Source organism: Rhizobium sp. BK418 (genome assembly GCF_004341105.1).
GTDB lineage: Bacteria > Pseudomonadota > Alphaproteobacteria > Rhizobiales > Rhizobiaceae > Rhizobium.
The window spans coordinates 66,614-84,885 of sequence record NZ_SLZK01000004.1 but is presented as its reverse complement, the minus strand read 5'-3'; the positions used below and the strand labels follow the sequence as shown (position 1 = coordinate 84,885).

Here is an 18,272-nt window from a genome sequence, read left to right as displayed (position 1 = left end):
CAGATCCTCAGCGATGCAGCCACATGCGGAGCGCCGACAGGAGTTGCTCCGTGTTGACCGGCTTGGCGAGATAGTCCGATGCACCGGCTTCCAGACATTTTTCCCGGTCGCCCTTCATCGCCTTGGCGGTTAGCGCCAGGATCGGCAGCCGTTGAAATCTGGGATCCGCCCGAATGATCTTCATTGTTTCATAGCCGTCCATGCCTGGCATCATGATATCCATCAGGACGATCGCCACCGACGGCTGGCTATTGATCACCTCGATCGCCTCGTTGCCTGTCGTCGCAGTGAGTATTTTCATGCCGCGTCGTTCCAGCACGCTGCTGAGCGCAAAGATGTTACGTGCGTCATCGTCGACCAGCAGAACCGTTTCACCCAAGAGGTTCTCATCGGAGCTGTGCAGTTCTTCCAGCATTGCCTGCTTGGCGGCCGGCATGTCGGCGACGACGCGATGCAGAAAGAGCGCCGTCTCATCCAGCAGGCGTTCGGGCGACTCCACCCCTTTGACCACAACGCTGCGAGCCATGCTGTGGAGCCGTGTGTCTTCCTCGGGAGAAAGTTCGCGACCCGTAAATACGACAACCGGCACCTCACCGATCTCGTGGTCGTCACGCATCCGTTCCAGCACGTCAAATCCCGACATATCGGGCAGTGACAAATCGAGCACGACGCAATCAACAGGCTCCGCCCTGAGGGCCGCGAGCGCCTCCGACCCTGAGCCGACGCTTGCAATGTCAACGTCTTCATTGCCGAGAAGTGCCGTAACGCTAATCCGCTCGGCCTCGTCGTCTTCAACAAGAAGAAGACGCTTGCGCCGCTGCCGCGTATAGGATCTCAATCGCGACAAAGCCGTGACGAGTCCTTCAGGCGTCGTCGGCTTGGTCATGAACGCGAACGCACCTTGCGTCAGCCCATGCTGTCGGTCCTCGTCGAGACTGATGATCTGCACGGGGATATGCCTTGTCTGAGCGTTCTGTTTGAGCTGGCTCAATACCGACCATCCCAGCATGTCGGGAAGGAAAATGTCGAGCGAGACAGCGGTCGGTTTGTATTGCTGCGCCAAAGCAAGGGCGTCGGCGCCGCGCGACGCGACCAGCACCTTGAAGCCGCTGTCGCGTGCCAGGTCCACCAGAACCCGCGCATAATGAGGATCGTCCTCCACAATCAGAAGAACCATGTCGTTCGGCGCAATGTGGTCCCGGTCATCGTCCACATGCTCACCGGATTTTTCAGCGCGCCGGGTTGCAGCGGCTTCTGCAAGCTGCACGACATTGCTCGTGCTTGGAAGTTCCGTCCGGGCGACCCCGCCGCCCACATAGGTCAAAGGAAGGTAGAGGACGAAGGTACTTCCCACGCCGGGCGCGCTGCGGAGTTGGATCTCGCCTCCGAGCAGGTTCGCAAGCTCTCGACTGATGGCTAGACCAAGTCCCGTGCCGCCATACTTGCGGCTCGTCGAAGCATCGGCCTGCTGGAAGGCTTCAAAAATGATGCGCTGCTTCTCGGGCGGGATACCGATGCCCGTATCTGCGACCTCAAACGCTATGACGGACGGCGCGTGCTTCAGCGATTGATGATCCGCAGACCATCCGCCTTTCACGACGTTCACGCGAAGCGTTACCCCTCCCTCGGCAGTAAACTTGAACGCATTCGATAGCAGGTTCTTCAGTATCTGCTGAAGTCTCTTGGAATCGGTGATGATACTCTTGGCGACATCGTCTCCGACCTCTACTCCAAATGTGAGGCCGCGATTGTCCGCCTCGTGGCGGAATGGCCGCGCCATCACTTCGAGCAGGCTTCGGATGAAGATTTCCTCTGCATCGACAGAGACTGTGCCTGATTCGATCTTCGACAGGTCGAGGATGTCGCTGATGAGGTTGAGCAGATCGGTGCCCGCCCCATGGATGGTCTTGGCGAACTCTACCTGTTTGCTCGACAGATTCCCCTCCGGATTGTCGCCGAGCTGTTGCCCGAGGATCAGGATGGAGTTGAGCGGTGTGCGAAGCTCGTGCGACATGTTGGCGAGGAATTCGGACTTGTATTTTGAAGTCAGCGCAAGCTCAGCTGCTTTCTCCTCAAGCGCCCGGCGGGCCCGCTCGATTTCCTGGTTCTTCGCTTCGACCTCGACATTGCGTTCTTCGAGCTGCTGGGCCTTCTGCTCGAGCTGCTCGTTCGTCTGCTGAAGTTCGCGCTGCTGGGCCTGCAGCTCGGCAGCGAGTTGCTGCGACTGTTTGAGGAGGCCTTCTGTCTGCATCGTCGCCTCGATTGAATTGAGGACGATGCCGATGGAGGTCGTCAACTGGTCGAGGAACGATACCTGCAGCTCCGAGAAACTGCCTGCGGACGCAAGTTCGATCACCGCCTTGACCTGCCCCTCGAAGTGGACGGGAAGGACGATGGCGCTCCTCGGCAGGGTCGAAAACACGCCCGAACTTATTGGAACGACGTTGTCGGGCAGGTTCGTGATCAGGATGCGGCGAGCGTCGCTTGCGCATTGTCCGACCAGTCCCTGACCGAATTCGAGGCGGTCCGGGTGCGCGGCCTCGATCCCTTGCGCATAGACCGAGAGCAACGAGAGCATCGGCCGAGACCCGTCAACGTCGTCCACCTGGTAGATGACGCCCTGATGGGCCCCTACCAGCGGAGCAAGTTCCGAAAGCAGCATTTTTCCGACCCGCGTGAGGTCGCGCTGGCCCTGCAGCATGTTCGTGAACCGGGCCAGATTGGTCTTCAGCCAGTCCTGCTCCGTGTTGCGCTCCGTTGTCAGGCGCAGGTTGTCGATCATCGTATTGATGTTGTCCTTCAACTCCGCCACCTCACCGCGTGCCTCGACCTGGATCGAACGGGTCAGATCCCCCTTGGTGACTGCGGTGGCGACCTCGGCGATCGCGCGAACCTGCGTAGTGAGATTAGCAGCCAGAAGGTTGACGTTGCCGGTGAGATCTTTCCAGGTGCCGGCGGTGCCTGGCACGTTCGCCTGCCCGCCGAGGCGACCTTCGACCCCCACCTCGCGCGCCACCGTCGTCACCTGGTCGGCAAAAGTGGCGAGCGTATTGGTCATGTTGTTGATGGTTACGGCAAGTGCTGCGACTTCGCCCTTGGAGGCGACGGTGAGATTCTGCTTGAGATCGCCATTCGCAACGGCCGTCACGACCTTGACGATGCCGCGCACCTGTTCGGTCAGGTTTGCGGCCATGACGTTGACGGTATCCGTCAGGTCCTTCCAGGTGCCGGCGACGCCAGGCACCTGCGCCTGACCGCCGAGCTTGCCTTCGGTGCCGACTTCACGCGCGACGCGGGTCACTTCGCCGGCAAATGCGTTCAACTGGTCCACCATCGTGTTGATGGTGTTCTTGAGCTCGAGAATTTCGCCTTTGACGTCGACGGTGATTTTGCGCGACAGGTCGCCTCGCGCGACGGCAGTCGTCACTTCCGCGATATTGCGCACCTGGGTCGTCAGATTGGCGGCAAGCAAGTTGACGTTGTCAGTCAAGTCCTTCCAGGTGCCGGCGACGCCAGGAACGACGGCCTGTCCTCCGAGCCGGCCGTCGGTGCCGACTTCGCGCGCCACGCGCGTCACTTCGCCTGCGAAGGACCGCAGCTGATCGACCATCGTGTTGAGCGTGTCCTTGAGGAGCAGGATTTCCCCGCGCACGTCAACGGTGATCTTGCGCGACAGGTCGCCATTAGCAATTGCGGTGGCGACCTCGGCTATATTGCGCACCTGCGCGGTGAGGTTGCCGGCCATGGAGTTGACGCTGTCGGTCAGGTCCTTCCACGTCCCGGCGACACCGGGTACCTGCGCCTGGCCACCAAGTTTGCCCTCCGTCCCGACTTCCCGGGCAACGCGCGTCACTTCGCCGGCAAAGGCATTCAGTTGGTCGACCATCGTATTGATGGTATTCTTGAGCTCGAGGATTTCGCCTTTCACGTCGACCGTGATTTTACGCGACAGGTCACCTCGCGCCACCGCCGTCGTCACTTCCGCAATGTTACGCACCTGGCCAGTCAGGTTCGACGCCATCGAATTGACGTTTTCCGTCAAATCCTTCCAGGTGCCGGCAACACCCGGCACCTGGGCCTGGCCGCCGAGCTTGCCTTCCGTGCCCACCTCGCGTGCCACGCGGGTCACTTCCGAGGCGAACCGGTTGAGCTGGTCCACCATGGTATTCAAGGTTTCCTTGAGCTCCAGGATTTCGCCGGACACGGTCACGGTGATTTTTTTCGACAGATCGCCGTTGGCGATCGCTGTCGAGACTTCAGCGATGTTGCGCACCTGCGCGGTCAGGTTACCGGCCATGAAATTCACGCTGTCGGTCAAGTCCTTCCAGGTGCCTGCAACACCAAGGACGTTCGCCTGGCCACCGAGCCGGCCTTCCGTGCCGACCTCGCGTGCGACGCGCGTCACCTCGCCGGCAAAACCGTTCAGCTGATCGACCATCGTATTGATGGTTTCCTTCAGTCCAAGGATCTCGCCCGAGACCGTGACGGTGATCTTCTTCGACAGGTCTCCCTGTGCAACCGCGGTGGCGACCTCTGCGATATTGCGCACCTGCGCCGTGAGGTTGGATGCCATCGAGTTGACTGAATCCGTCAGGTCCTTCCACGTGCCGGCGACGCCGCGTACATTTGCCTGTCCGCCGAGCTGCCCCTCCGTCCCGACTTCGCGCGCGACACGCGTGACCTCGGACGCAAACGCGTTCAGCTGGTCGACCATCGTATTGATCGTTTCCTTCAGTTCCAGAATCTCGCCCTTGACGTCGACGGTGATCTTTTTGGACAGGTCGCCGTTGGCGATCGCGGTCGAGACCTCGGCAATGTTACGGACCTGGGATGTGAGGTTACCCGCCATCGAGTTGACGTTTTCGGTTAGGTCTTTCCAAGTGCCCGCAACGCCCGTGACGTTGGCCTGCCCGCCGAGCCGGCCTTCCGTACCGACCTCGCGGGCGACGCGCGTCACTTCCGACGCAAAGGCGTTCAGCTGGTCGACCATCGTGTTGATCGTTTCCTTGAGCTCGAGGATTTCGCCCGAAACGGTCACGGTAATCTTCTTCGACAAGTCGCCGTTGGCGATCGCGGTCGAGACCTCGGCAATATTGCGGACCTGGGCGGTGAGGTTCGATGCCATCGAATTGACGTTATCGGTCAAGTCCTTCCATGTGCCCGCCACCCCTGGCACCTGGGCCTGCCCGCCGAGGCGACCTTCCGTTCCGACCTCGCGGGCGACGCGCGTCACCTCGCCGGCAAAACCGTTCAACTGGTCGACCATCGTATTGATGGTCTCCTTCAGTTCCAGTATTTCGCCCGAGACGTTCACGGTGATCTTGCGGGAAAGGTCACCGCGCGCCACAGCGGTCGTGACCTGGGCGATGTTTCGCACCTGGGCCGTCAAGTTTCCGCACATAGCGTTGACCGAGTCAGTCAAATCCTTCCAGGTGCCAGCGACGCCCGGCACCAGCGCTTGACCACCGAGTTTGCCTTCCGTTCCGACCTCGCGGGCGACGCGGGTGACTTCGGAGGCGAACGAGCGGAGCTGGTCCACCATTGTGTTGATGGCCTCCTTGAGCTGCAGGATTTCGCCGCGAACGTCGACAGTGATCTTCTTGGAAAGGTCGCCATTCGCCACCGCGATGGTGACGTCGGCAATGTTTCGCACCTGGGCTGTCAGGTTCGAGGCCATTGAATTGACACTCTCAGTCAAGTCCTTCCAGACGCCGGTCACCTCCCGCACCTGGGCTTGTCCTCCGAGCTTACCATCAGTGCCGACCTCGCGAGCCACGCGGGTGACTTCGGAGGTGAAGACGCTGAGCTGTTTGATCATCGTGTTGACGATATCGGCGGAGCGCAGAAACTCTCCTTTCAGCGGCCGGCCATCGACATCAAGCGGCACCGTCTGCAGAAGATCGCCTTTGGCGACGGCAGTAATCGTGCGGGTGACGGCGGTCGTCGGCCAGAGAAGATCTGCGATCAACTGGTTGATCGATCCTTCCATATCCGACCACGATCCATCCGAGAGACCAAATCGGACCCGTGTACTTGTCTGCCCGTCCCGGCCGACGACCTGGCCAACATGCTCCAGTTGCTGCGCCATTCGCTGGTTGGCTGCTATGATGTCGTTGAGCGCATCGGCGACCTTTCCCGTCACACCTGTCAGGTCCGACCGCATTCGAACCGAGAAATCCCCGCGGCGAACTGCCGAAAGGATCTCTAGTAGCGCACCTGCCTCGCGAGCCTCGATCCCGCTCGCCGGAGGCTCTTTTTCATCGACGCTCGCATACTGGTCACGCTCTCGCTCAGCGGTTTGATTGCTCATGGAATTTTCCCTTCAACGATGACGAAGATCTAGAGCGGCGCCTTCAAATTGCCACGGTCCGAGTGACCCTCGCTCGGTGGAAATTCTGCCGGAACACCATTGCGCCGACTTCGAGAGTGCAAATCTTAAGGGCAATGACGAGACGACCGCTTTTGAGCGGCTGGGGTCGCCTCAGACGGCCCATGACCTCTAGGAGGCGACGGCTGGCGCATTCATGGCGACTTCAGCACGGCGTTGCGGGGTGCTGTTGGAACAGCCACCCGCGTCCACCTCATTGCCGACGCCTCGCCGCAACAGGTGATGTTGTTCGCCTAGCCGGACCGGATGACCAGTTAGTGCGTGGGCAAAGTCTCGGTCGAGCGGCTTGCGCGAACGACTTGGCTTTCGGCATTTTGATTTCACGAAGGGAACAAAAAAGCAGCACATACGCTATGCTGCTGCTAACATCCTGGAACGGAACAACAAACGAGTATTCTACGTTTGACAAAAGCATTGATGGCCGCAGATTTTGCGCCGCCTTCGACGTGACATGGAACGGAGATGAACGCATGGAATTTTCATCGGATCTGGAACGACAGCTGAATGGCTACGGGCTAACCACCGCACATATCCTCTACCGCATTCCCGATTTCGAATCCGTGCTGCAGACATATGTCTGGCAGGATTATGACCTGGCTCCCGATTTTCCCGAGATGCATAGGTTTCTCGATTTCTGGCAGTCCAATCTGGACGGCCCGCTGCATTCCGTCCGATATACCCATCAGCGCCTGATCGGGCCGAACGAATGGCGCCGTGTGGACGGTGAGTTCAAGTTGCATTGAGGTCTTGAAACGGAATTTTCCCCTTCCTAGCTCTTTGCGTGACGGGGGTTCCGGCGAACTCGTTCACTATCGCACGTCTATTCGGAGTGAGATTGAGAATGGAAGAGAAGATCAAAATCATCAAAGATCTTAGCATCGAGGAACGCGAAGAGATCTTTGTCGATATCGCGCGTATCCTAGAAGGAACCGCACGCGAAGCCTTTGTCGAAGGCGACCGACGCTTTGCCGCGCTTTCTGCCAACATGGCCGAGGCGATCCGTATCAATGCCGACGAGTTGGCCCGTGACGATGTACGGAACGCTGAGCGCGTGCTGCAGCAGGCGTCCACGATGATCTCGCATTTCAACGCGGTGCATCCCTATCGCATGATGAGCCACGCGCTCCACTAGGTGCGTCGCATCTATGCGGCAGGCAAGCGCGGCATGGTTTTCGGCGGGCAGCTCAAGCTCCACGGCAAACCGGCGTTGCGGCGCAACGTCGGTCACCTCGGCACAGAGACAGCCGTCAGGATCGTGAAGGCTTGCAGGCATTCAAGTGCATCAAAAACGCGCCGCGGCGGCCCTTACGACCGGAACCGGTCGAATGCGATCATTCTGACACGCGCGGCCAGTTTCCGCGTCGGCCTTCTTGCAAGCGCCGGCGCTCTTTTGACAGGCTCCTTCCTGCCCTCCCATCTCACCTCATGGCTCTGCCCGCCTGCGACGCGTCCACGATCCTGGGCGCGGCCGCGGGAGGTGGTCGCCATACCTCCTGTCGATAACATCCAGCAAAAATGGACGTCGATTGGAGAAGTCCCCGCCGAACGAGGGCGCCAGGCACTCCTCGCAGATGCCGCAGCCGTCCTCATCCATGGTGGATTGCGGCCGGCCGCAACACAGGCAAAGGATGCCGTCTCCGAGGCAGCCCTCGCGCTCCGGCGGCAGGATTTCGATATCGTGCGTGACGATTACTTCGGCTGACTGGTCTTCCATCTCGAGTGCTCCAGTTCTCCCTTTTATGAGATGGTGAATCCTGTGCACCGGAACAAGATGTCGTGAGTTCCATGAAGAACTCAGCACATATTGCGACATCTCTCGGGATTGTTCGATCCGTGCGTAAAACAAAGTCAAATCCGCTCGGCCCTCTTTCCGGCGCTCGAAGAATTCACATCATCGTCGTTCGTTCCGGATACCCAGGCTGTACGACCGTGCAAACTAGATCACGACGGCGGCTTCTCCACAACCCGCAGGAATCCATCTCTGCCCTACCTCCACAAGCATGAGCCGCGCTTCGCGCAACAGGAACGGCGAAAGCTTCTCAGTCGCCGTCGTGTCGTGGCAACGCTCGAAGGTCCTGAACCCATGGAAGTTCAGACGAACACCAAAACTGCGCCCGTGGCTTGAGATCCCGCCGTTGATTTATTGTTCCGAGGCGTATACCAACCCGGTCGGCGTCCTTCAGCTCGCCGGTCGTGTAGATCGGCGACCCGCAGTTGGAGCAGAAGTATTGCATTCTTCGACGACCGTTGTCGGCGATCTTAACATAGAGCTTCGGCTCTCCGGCCATGATGTGGAATCTCTCGCGCGGCGCGCTCACCGTGACGCGATATGCGGCGCCAGTCAGCCTTTGACAGTCCGTACAATGGCAGATCGCCACTGCGCCGGGGTCGATGTTGGCCTCATATCTAACTTGCCCGCACTGACACTGGCCATCGATGTGCATGCCCTGTCTCCTTCCGCAACAGTCTCTTGAGATAGCGGTGGAAGCAGCTAGTGCAAGAAGGATTTTGCGGCCATTTCTTCGAACTCTGCCATTCATCGAAAACAGCGATGCCTATCGTAAGCTGCTCGCCCGCGCAGATTGACGGATCGATAACGTCACCGACGTTTGCGAATCTGTCTGTACCATTGGTGAACTGCAGCTCTCATCCCCACATGGCAGCACCGCTCGAGCGTGCGACATCCGTTGAGTTAGTGGTTTCGCCCATTTTTGCTGCGGGTCGCCTTCAGTCTGCTCTCCGCTTCACGGATTGCCTCGTCGATCAACTCGACCACTCTGCCGAGTGTCGGGCTCTTCTCGGCAATCGGCCTGGCAGACTTCAGATATCGAAGAACACGCTCCAATCGTTCCGACATGGTATCTCCATCAGAAATGGAAACCTGGTCGGATTGTAACATTTCCCGATATTGCCGAGACCCTATGCTTTCGATGGTGGTGCCGAGATCATGGGTCTACTATCTCGGCAGGGGCATTCCCATGAATGGGAGCTATGTCTGCCCGCAGTCCAAGGTGAGGTCATCATCTGCAGAATTTTCCGGCGCCCTCCGCCCGCCCGGCCGCACCAGCGACCAGGCGATATCGATGATGTCGTCACGCGAGCTTCGTAACCCGTCCAATCGCCGAACAAAAGCAAGGCAATCGCGAAGACCTCAAAACAACGAACATAATCTCAGAGCGTCATAAATAGCGGCGTGGATGTTGCGGCTCGAAATCGCATCACCGATCCGCACGAGATCGAAGCGTCCCTGATTACCGAGCTTCGGCAGGGCCGCCCGACGATTGATCAGGGCGGCATAATCAACGGTTCCAAGATTTCGCGAAAGGGGTTTCAGCTCGCGATAGAGACCATCATTGGGAAGCGTGCCATGCTCGACAACGACCTGGGAAACGCGTCGCTCCCACTGCGCGCCGTCTGCAAAATCCGATCCGAGCACAGCGACAAGGACGTTGCCGTTGCGCCGCACAGATTTGAGGCGCGTGTTGATGGTAACCCTGACATTGTGTTCTGCGAAGGTTCGGGCGTAGGGCACGTGGTTCATGCCTCCCAACTCGGGCGCGAAAAACCGCTCGGGCGATACGAGTTCGAGCTCGGCGCCGCTTCTAGCGATCACTTCGGCGGCCGACATGCCCGGATGTCCACCGTTATCATCGAAAAGCAGGACCGCGTCCGCAATCCTGACGCCGCCTGAAAGGATATCCCATGAGGAGGTCACGAGTTCATCGCCGGCATCGAGTTCGGGTTGTTGCGCAATGCCTCCGGTCGCAATGACAACGAGGTCGGGTTCAAGGCCGAGAACATCACCTGCCTCCGCATAGACATCATAGTGCATGTTGACACCCAGCCGCTCCAACTCCGATAGCCGCCAATCGATGATGCCTATCATCTCCTTGCGCCGGGGATTGCGGATGAGAAGATTGACCTGTCCGCCTGCCCTTCCGGTCGCTTCCAGAACATCCACTGCATGCCCACGTTCCGCAAGCACGCGTGCGGCCTCAAGACCGGCCGGTCCGGCACCGACCACGACGGCCTTGCGACGGAGAGGCGCCTTGGCAATCTCATGCGGGATCTGCCCTTCGCGACCAGTCGCGGCATTATGAATACACAGCGCCTCTCCGCCTTCATAGATCCGGTCGAGACAGTAGGTAGCGCCAACACAGGGTCGGATGCGCGCCTCCTCGCCAGCCACGATCTTGCGCACGATATGCGGGTCGGCGATATGGGCGCGTGTCATACCGACCATGTCGAGCTTTCCCTCGGCGATCGCATGACGGGCTGTCGCCACGTCGCCGATGCGCCCGGCATGAAAGACCGGGAACCTGGTTGCCGCCCTCACCTCGCCGGCAAAGTCCAGATGGGGAGCAGATGCCATGCCCTGAATCGGAATGACCTCGTTGAGTGCGGCATCGTGGTCGATATGACCGCGAATGATGTTCAGGAAATCGATGTCACCGGATCGCGCAAATCGTGAGGCGATTTCCACGCCTTCCTCGCGTGTCAATCCCTTCTCCCAGTCCTCATCTGCGACGAGACGCATGCCGACAATGAAATCTGGCCCGACCGCCTCGCGGATCGCCTGTGTGACCATGACGGAAAAGCGCATGCGGTTGTCGAGCGACCCGCCGAATTCATCTTCACGCCGATTGGTCGCCGGCGACCAGAAACTATCCAGTAGATGTCCATAGGCCTCGATCTCGATGCCGTCGAGGCCGGCTTCCTGCATGCGCTGTGCAGCGCTCGCATAGTCGGCAACGATACGCTTTATGTCCCAGTCTTCGGCCTCTTTCGGAAAGGCACGGTGCGCCGGTTCGCGGATCGGCGAAGCCGACAGCACCGGCAGCCAATCGCCCCGGCTCCAGCCCGTACGCCGACCGAGATGCGTGAGCTGAATCATGACCGCCGTACCGTATTCGTGACAATCGTCGGCGAGTCTCTTCAGCCAGGGCACGATCTCGTCTCGATAGGCATGGAGATTGCCGAAGGACGGCGGGGAATCGGACGAGACGACCGCCGATCCCGCTGTCATCGTGAGCGCAATACCGCCTTTCGCCTTTTCCCTGTGATAGAGCCGGTAGCGATCCGTCGGCATGCCATTTTCGGAGTAGGCCGGCTCATGAGCGGTCGACATGACGCGGTTTTTCAACGTCAGATGCTTGAGTTGAAACGGCTGCAGAAGGGGGTCTTTGGAGGACATGTCCGCACTCGTTGCGTGGGTGGGAGTGGCAATCGAACCACTATTCTGACCTATGCCGGCTGAAATGACGATCCGATCGGCGTCGCTTTCTAGCCGACGTGCGCCCGTCGGCTACAGCTGAGGTCGACGAGGTGCGATCAGTTGTTATAAACTGACGCAGCTTTCGCCGCTGGGCCTGCAAGCAGATCGAACTTAAATCGGGCGCAATTTCAGCTGATTCACGTTAAATGACCTCCAGGGCCTCTGCACGCCGAACCTCTCGAGCAATTCTGGTTGCCGCCGTAGCGATGCCCGCTGTTGCCTTGGCGCATCCCCATATCTTCGTGGATGCCAAGTTCGAGGCAGTGGCGGGCGCCGACGGAGGCTTGAGCGAAGTGCGCGACGTTTGGCATTTCGACGAGGTTTTCTCCTCGTCCGTGCTTCTCGATTTCGACAAGAATGGCAATTCGACCCTTGATCCACCCGAGCTTGCCGCCGTCGCCAAGACGGTTCAAAAATCGCTCGCGCAGTATAATTACTACACCAGTATCACAATCGGCGGCAAAGCCGTTACGCTCGAGAAACCGGAGGTTATGCACGCAGCTTATGAAGACGGAATGCTGACCCTGTCTTTCGTGCAGAAGCCGACTGTTAAAACTCCCTTGAAGGGGCTGATCGTTTTCGGGGTCTACGACCCCACGCTGTATACCGCTCTCGATTTCGCTGATGACAGCGATTTGAAGACGACGGGGACGGGCTTCGATCGCTGCACGCGCAAGATCGTCAGGCCCGATTCGAAGGAAATTCTCGCGGAAAACCAGGCGATGCTGACCACCCTGTTCTTCAATGACCCAACCGGTACGGATTATTCGCAACTCGTTGCCACGCGATTAGAGGTGCGCTGTTAAGCCTTTCGAAACCATGATGCATGAGCGTATTCGTGGATTGCCGGTCATACGCGGTTCCGTGGCCCGCTCGCCGCAAATCCTTTATGCTTTTCAGGAGGAACTCCAGTGATATCCGGATCTCGGCTTGTAACCATAGTCAGGTCTTTTGCTATCTTCGGCATCGCGTCAGCATCGGCACATGCTGCGACCGCCGAGCGAGCGCCCCAAGTTCCGGACTGGCTTAGCGCCCACGTCGGCGAAGGCAACGGCCAGATCGCCCTTCCCGTCCTGCAGCGGGCGCGCGCCCTTTATCTGTCGAAAGTCGCCGATGGGAAGGTGAAGAACTCCTGCTATTTCGCAATGGACGCCACCCGCCCGAACGATCTGACCGGCGGCGAGTCAGGCGGCCGTTTTTATATGATCTGCGAGGCTGATCAGACATTTCGGGTGATTTCGTCCGGCCATGGCAGCGGACGCAACCTGCCGGGCGTGGCAGACTTTTCCAACGGGCGCGAATGCGCGAAGAATTTCGGCAATGCGCTGGGTTCCAATCTGACGGCGGGCGGCGCCTATCTCACCAGCGAAATCAAAACCTCCTTTAAAGGTTACTATCGCTCCTCATCCGGTCAGCAGTCCTTTCTGACACGTTCCTTTGTGCAATTCGAGGGTATCGGAGAGACGGCAAATGCCAGAGAGCGTGCCATCGGGGGGCATCCGGCAGCTCTGGTTTCAGGCATATGCATGCAGAAGAAGCCAAATAGCCCCTATGCGAACAACCAGGGCTACGTGCCGCTTGGTAAATTCGTCAACTATGCCGGCGGCCGCAGCAACGGCTGCACAACCTGGTCTCCGGCAGAAGCTCCGCAGGTACTATCCGCCGTCAAGGACAATCCGACCACTCTCTACATCTATCCTGAATCCCGCGACATTCTGGCGATTTCAAAGGTCAAGTCCTCCAGCCAAGCTGGGCCTTATTGGAATGCTGCTTGCTTGAAGCAAATCGGTACACCTCGGTTCTGGAGCCAGGAAAAGCTTGGGCCGTTGATCGTCCGATACGAAAAGGACCATCCTGCTCCGCCGCCCAAGCCAATCCCGCTCTGCGAGGCGCAGTCGAACTGACGAACCTGCAAGCCGTTCTCATATCGGTCAGCGGCGGGGATTGGGCTTTGTCGACCGGGGTGACTTCAGGGATAATATCGACAGGCGAAGCCGCATCGGCTTGTCCGGTATCAAACGTAACGAGCCGTCTTTGATACTCGCTTCAAACGACACCGATCGGTCATCTCCCCGACCATCGCCGCGATCACGTCCATTCGGTAGGGCTTGGGAACGAAGACGGCGTCACCCGGCAGGTCCTCGGCCCGGAGACAATGTCCGCCCGACGTTATGATCACTGGCACGTTCACATGGATGGACGAGATCATCCTGGCGAGATCGAGCCCGCTGGGGCCTCCGGGCATGTCGACGTCCGTCACGACGGCGTCGATCCTCCGCTGCCCCAGGATGGCCACCGCCTCAAGGGCGTTTCCAGCCTCGATCACATCGTAGCCCTTGTCCGTGTCTGCGAGCACCATTCGGATGAGAAACTCGTCTTCGACGATGAGAACCGTACGCTGATACATGGCAGTCTCCGCTTCGTGGTCACGAGATGAACTCGCTTGTCCAGATTTAGATCGCCCTCGAAGCGGAGTATTTCCCGACATATTTAATAAAATGCGAACTTCTCGAGCAAGGCGTTCAGGGAGACGCGGTCTGGTTGCCGTCTACAGCGTTCGGTCGGCTCCATAGTTCTGTGACCTGATGCTCAATCAGTATTCCTCGATCATTGCTCGTCTCCTCCGCCCTTAAGCGAACTTATCATTCGCAAGTGCCGGATCGATATCGGTTCTCTGAGCATTCTATCGAGCTGGCTTAGCAGCGGCGCCAGATGCGGCATGTTCATATGGGCATCAAGGTCGGCTTGACTGGACCAGTTCTCATAGAAGACGAACGTGCATTCGTCTTCCTCGTCAACATGGAAATCATAGTTGATGCAGCCCGGCTCATTGCGCGTCGGCTCCACCTGGGCGGCCAGAAGCCTCTCCAGTTCGTCGCGCGTCTCCGGACGACTGACGACTGTTCCGATGATGGTGATGGTCATGATCAGCTCCGTTTCTGGCTGAGGGCGACCGCCAGGATGATAATGGCGCCGCGGGCAATCAGCTGCTGGCTGAATTCGAGACCCATTAGGATCAGGCCATTGTTGATAAGGCCGATCATCAATGCGCCGACGACCGTCCCGACGACCGTTCCCCTGCCCCCGAACAGGCTGGTGCCGCCGAGAACAGCTGCAGCGATCACCGAGAGTTCGTCGCCTTCGCCGAGCTGGAACCGTCCCGACTGCAGGCGCCCCGCATAAAGCATGCCGGCAAGCGCTGCAGCGCAGGACGAGATGACCAGAACCTTGAACTTGATGTCGCGGGTGTTGATGCCAGAATAGCGCGCTGCCATCTCGCCTCCCCCCGTCGCCAGAACTCGCCGCCCGAAGCCGGTACGGCGTAGGACGATGTGGCCGATTACGGCGAGAATGACCATCCAGAATAGCAGGACCGGGATACGGCCGATATTGCCGCCGCCGAAGAACCAGGAATAGCCGGGCGACAGGATCGGCACGGCCGCCGTCGCCGAGATCCACATGGCAATGCCCTTAGCGATCCCCATCATCGCGAGGGTCGTGAGGAAGGAGGGAATGCCGACGCGCGTCGTCAGCCATCCATTGAAGACGCCAACAGCGAGCCCTGTTCCAATGCCCGCCAGAATGCCTGCGAAAGGGCCGCCGACGGCAATCGCCATCGCGACCGTGACCGTCGCCAGACCTGCCACCGCGCCGATGGACAAGTCGATCTCTCCGGCCGACAGCACAAAGGTGATCGCGATTGCCATCACCGCGATCATCGCAGTCTGCCGGACGATGTTGAGCAGGTTGTTGATGTTGAGGAAGCCTTTGTCGTTCAGCGCGACCGCAAACACGATGAAGATGACGACGAAGCCGATATAGATGATGTTCTGGCGCCAGTTCGACAGGAAGGCGTTAGGCATTAGAAGTCTCCTGGAGCCTCAAGGCCCGCTGAATCTCGATTTGAAGGCGCTGTTCGGCGGCCTGGAGCCGGTGTGCTAGGTCCGTGACCGAGACGGATGGATCGTCGAAGGCCTCGCGCGGCAGATCCTGATGGACGCGCCCGTCGGCCATGATGAGGATCCGGTCGCATGCGGTCAGCAGTTCCGACAATTCGGATGAGATCATGATGATGGCTTTGCCTGCGCCTGCGAGTTCGCGGACAAGCCGGATGATCTCGGCCTTGGAGCCGATATCAATGCCGGCGGTCGGCTCGTCCAGGATCAGGATATCGGGATCGGTCGCCAGCCATTTGCCGATGACCACCTTTTGCTGGTTACCGCCAGACAGCGTCGAAACCGCGTGCTCGCGGCTTGCCGTCTTGACCGCCAGCCGCCGGATCTGCTCGTCAGTGAGTTTCCGTTCGGCTGCTGCATCCATGAAGCCAAGCCGCGACAACCGTGAGATCATCGACATCGCCATGTTCGAGGAGACGGAATGGGCAGGGATGACACCCTGCGTAGCGCGCGCTTCCGGAACGAGCGCCAGTCCGGCGTCGATCGCCTGCGTTGGAGTCCTGATGGAAACGGTCGAACCCTTGACGCGGATGGTGCCGCGCCGCGCCGGATCAATGCCGGCAAGAAGGCGGGCGAGCGAGGATCGGCCAGAACCCAGCAAACCTGCCAATCCCAGAACCTCGCCGCGATGCAGCCTGAAGGATATGTCCCGCGGCTTATCAATGCCGCTGACGTCAGCAAGCTCCAGAACCGCGTCTCCGTAGGTGGATGTCCCACGCACTACGTCGGACAGTCCCATGGAACGCCGGCCGACAATATGCTCGATCATCGTATCGATGGGCAGTTCGCTGATCGGCGCCGTGATCACATGCCGGCCATCGCGCAGAATCGTGGCGCGATCGGAAATGCGAGCGATCTCGTCCATGCGATGGCTGACGTAGATGATCGCGACTCCCCTGCCCTTGAGCTTTCTCAGGAAGGCGAAGAGCCGCTCGACATCCGAAACCGCAAGCGCAGTCGACGGCTCGTCGAGAACCAGGATCTTGGCATCCTGCGAAATTGCCTTGGCGATCTCGGTCAGCTGTTTCTGCCCCGCGCCTAGATCGGCGACGGTTGCGCGCGGATCGACAGACACTTCCAGCATCGCAAAGAGCTCGGCCGCCTTGCGTTCCGCCTCGCTGTCGTCAATCAGACCCATGCCGTTGCGGCTTTCGCGCGTCAGGAAAATGTTCTGTGCCACGGTCAATGTCGGTATCAGGCTCATTTCCTGATAATTCATCGCAATGCCGGCCGCACGCGACTCTTCAGGCGTATGGGCGCTGAGAGCACGGCCTGCCACCACGATCATTCCGCTATCGGGCCTGTGCACGCCGTTGAGGATCTTGAGGATGGTGGATTTTCCCGCGCCATTGCCGCCGAGAAGTGCGTGGACCTCGCCAGGCAGAAGTTCGAAATCGACACCTTCAAGGGCGCGCACGCCACCGAAGGCCTTCGAAATCCCGGTCATCCGGACCGCGGACAAGCCGCTGTTCATCCCACCTTCTCCCAGGTTCCGCTTTCACCGGAGCGCAGAAAAGCATCGGCCACGAGTTCCGTCAGCAGGCCATCTTCGAAGTTCGGGCTCGGCTGTCGGCCCTTGGCAATAGCGGAGAAGAAGTCGTAGCATTCGACGATCTTCGTCTCCGAATAGCCGATACCGAGGCCGGGGATCGGCCAGAGGCCACCGCCATAGGGATGGGCCGGGCCGGTATAGACCGTTCTAAATCCGCGCGCATCGGCCGGGTCGTCGGCAAACATGACCTGCAGTTCGTCGCGACGTTCATAATTGAAGTGGATCGATCCTCTGGTGCCGTGGATCTCGAGGGTTATGAAGTTGTTGCGGCCATAGGCGTTGCGCGTGGCTTCCAAACTGCCGATCGCGCCATTTGAAAACTTCAGCATCGACACCACTTCGTCGTCTACATCGACCTCGCCACGTTCAGCATCGGTCGCCTTTTCCGCCGCACCCAGCTTGTCGATGCCGCCCTGCTGCAGGGGCCGCGTTTTGTTGTAGGTCGATGTCAGGGCGATAACTTCTGCGATCGGGCCGACGAGGTAATGCGCGAGATCGACGACATGGGTGCCGATGTCGCCAACCGTGCCTGAGCCGGCGATTTTCTTCTGGAAACGCCAGGAAAGCGGCGAATCTGGATCGGCCGACCAATCCTGCAGATAGGTGCCACGGAAATTCAGGATGCGGCCGATACGGCCTTCCTCGATATATTTCCTGGCCAGCGCTACGGCCGGCGTGCGCCGATAGTTGAAGGCCACCATGTTGATCACGCCGGCTTTCTTGGCGGCGTCTGCCATGGCGCGCGCCTCGTCCACCGTGCGGGCGAGCGGCTTCTCGCAGATGATGTGCTTGCCGGCCTTTGCTGCTTCGATGGCAATTTCGGCGTGGACATTGTTTGGCGTGCAGATGTCCACGACATCGATATCGGGGCGGTTGACGACGGAACGCCAGTCCGAAGACGCTTCTTCGAAGCCAAATCGTTCGCGGGCCTCACCGGCCATGCCGTCGGTCACGTCAACCACCACCTTTCGATGGGGAATGGCCGGCGCGGGCCAGAAGAACATGGGCATCGACGCATAGGCCATGGCATGCGCCTTGCCCATGAAGCCACCGCCGATCATGGCGACGTTCATAAGTTTCGTCATCTATCTCTCTCCTGAA

The 18,272-nt window shown here is 59.4% G+C and carries 14 protein-coding genes and 1 pseudogene; 5 read left to right on the top strand and 10 right to left on the bottom strand.

The window, feature by feature from the left end; translation table 11 throughout:
- Positions 1-7: 7 nt before the first annotated feature.
- Entirely contained in the window at positions 8-6,310 is a 6,303-nt protein-coding gene (locus EV281_RS17375; protein WP_132654517.1) for a HAMP domain-containing protein, read from the bottom strand.
- A gap of 548 nt (positions 6,311-6,858) precedes the next feature.
- On the opposite strand from EV281_RS17375, the gene EV281_RS17370 reads away from it, so the two are divergent.
- Positions 6,859-7,131, top strand: coding sequence for an usg protein (locus EV281_RS17370; RefSeq protein WP_132654515.1), 273 nt, complete (start codon positions 6,859-6,861; stop codon positions 7,129-7,131).
- A gap of 98 nt (positions 7,132-7,229) precedes the next feature.
- Positions 7,230-7,520, top strand: a complete 291-nt coding sequence (locus tag EV281_RS17365; RefSeq protein ID WP_132654513.1) for a hypothetical protein — start codon at positions 7,230-7,232, stop codon at positions 7,518-7,520.
- Positions 7,521-7,786: 266 nt separating this feature from the next.
- Here EV281_RS17365 and EV281_RS31675 read toward each other — a convergent pair.
- Positions 7,787-7,876, bottom strand: a pseudogene (locus EV281_RS31675) (DUF3606 domain-containing protein); the annotation flags it as partial.
- Here EV281_RS31675 and EV281_RS31670 point away from each other — a divergent pair.
- Positions 7,866-8,090: a hypothetical protein gene (locus EV281_RS31670; RefSeq protein ID WP_165911917.1), complete on the top strand. Its 225-nt coding sequence runs from the start codon at positions 7,866-7,868 to the stop codon at positions 8,088-8,090. The pseudogene EV281_RS31675 and the gene EV281_RS31670 overlap by 11 nt on opposite strands.
- 337 nt (positions 8,091-8,427) lie before the next feature.
- Here the strand turns inward: EV281_RS31670 and EV281_RS17355 are convergent, their stop codons facing one another.
- The 3 genes from EV281_RS17355 to EV281_RS17350 form a co-directional block, all read right to left on the bottom strand.
- Positions 8,428-8,832: a GFA family protein gene (locus tag EV281_RS17355; RefSeq protein ID WP_132654511.1), complete on the bottom strand. Its 405-nt coding sequence runs from the start codon at positions 8,830-8,832 to the stop codon at positions 8,428-8,430.
- A gap of 248 nt (positions 8,833-9,080) precedes the next feature.
- Complete coding sequence (locus tag EV281_RS31195) at positions 9,081-9,245, bottom strand: hypothetical protein (protein WP_165911916.1); 165 nt, start codon at positions 9,243-9,245, stop codon at positions 9,081-9,083.
- 294 nt (positions 9,246-9,539) lie between these two features.
- Entirely contained in the window at positions 9,540-11,582 is a 2,043-nt protein-coding gene (locus tag EV281_RS17350) for an NADH:flavin oxidoreductase (protein WP_132654509.1), read from the bottom strand.
- A gap of 227 nt (positions 11,583-11,809) precedes the next feature.
- Between EV281_RS17350 and EV281_RS17345 the strand changes: the two genes are divergently transcribed.
- Together EV281_RS17345 and EV281_RS17340 are read left to right on the top strand one after the other, a co-directional pair.
- Positions 11,810-12,469 (top strand): DUF1007 family protein, encoded by a 660-nt coding sequence (locus EV281_RS17345; RefSeq protein ID WP_132654507.1) that lies wholly within the window; start codon positions 11,810-11,812, stop codon positions 12,467-12,469.
- 108 nt (positions 12,470-12,577) lie between these two features.
- Positions 12,578-13,567 carry a murein L,D-transpeptidase catalytic domain family protein gene (locus tag EV281_RS17340; RefSeq protein WP_245508317.1) on the top strand — a complete coding sequence of 330 codons (990 nt, stop codon included), beginning with the start codon at positions 12,578-12,580 and terminating at the stop codon, positions 13,565-13,567.
- Between the two features lie 110 nt (positions 13,568-13,677).
- Here the strand turns inward: EV281_RS17340 and EV281_RS17335 are convergent, their stop codons facing one another.
- From EV281_RS17335 to EV281_RS17315, 5 genes are all read right to left on the bottom strand, one after another.
- Complete coding sequence (locus tag EV281_RS17335; protein ID WP_132654503.1) at positions 13,678-14,070, bottom strand: response regulator; 393 nt, start codon at positions 14,068-14,070, stop codon at positions 13,678-13,680.
- 200 nt (positions 14,071-14,270) lie between these two features.
- On the bottom strand, positions 14,271-14,588 hold the full coding sequence (locus EV281_RS17330) for a putative quinol monooxygenase (protein ID WP_132654501.1): 318 nt from the start codon (positions 14,586-14,588) through the stop codon (positions 14,271-14,273).
- A gap of 2 nt (positions 14,589-14,590) precedes the next feature.
- Positions 14,591-15,526 (bottom strand): ABC transporter permease, encoded by a 936-nt coding sequence (locus tag EV281_RS17325; protein ID WP_132654499.1) that lies wholly within the window; start codon positions 15,524-15,526, stop codon positions 14,591-14,593.
- Positions 15,519-17,093 (bottom strand): sugar ABC transporter ATP-binding protein, encoded by a 1,575-nt coding sequence (locus tag EV281_RS17320; protein WP_132654497.1) that lies wholly within the window; start codon positions 17,091-17,093, stop codon positions 15,519-15,521. Before EV281_RS17320 ends, EV281_RS17325 begins: the two co-directional genes overlap by 8 nt.
- Positions 17,090-18,256 (bottom strand): Gfo/Idh/MocA family oxidoreductase, encoded by a 1,167-nt coding sequence (locus EV281_RS17315; protein WP_132654495.1) that lies wholly within the window; start codon positions 18,254-18,256, stop codon positions 17,090-17,092. The genes EV281_RS17320 and EV281_RS17315 overlap by 4 nt, the downstream gene beginning before the upstream one ends.
- Between the last annotated feature and the right edge of the window lie 16 nt (positions 18,257-18,272).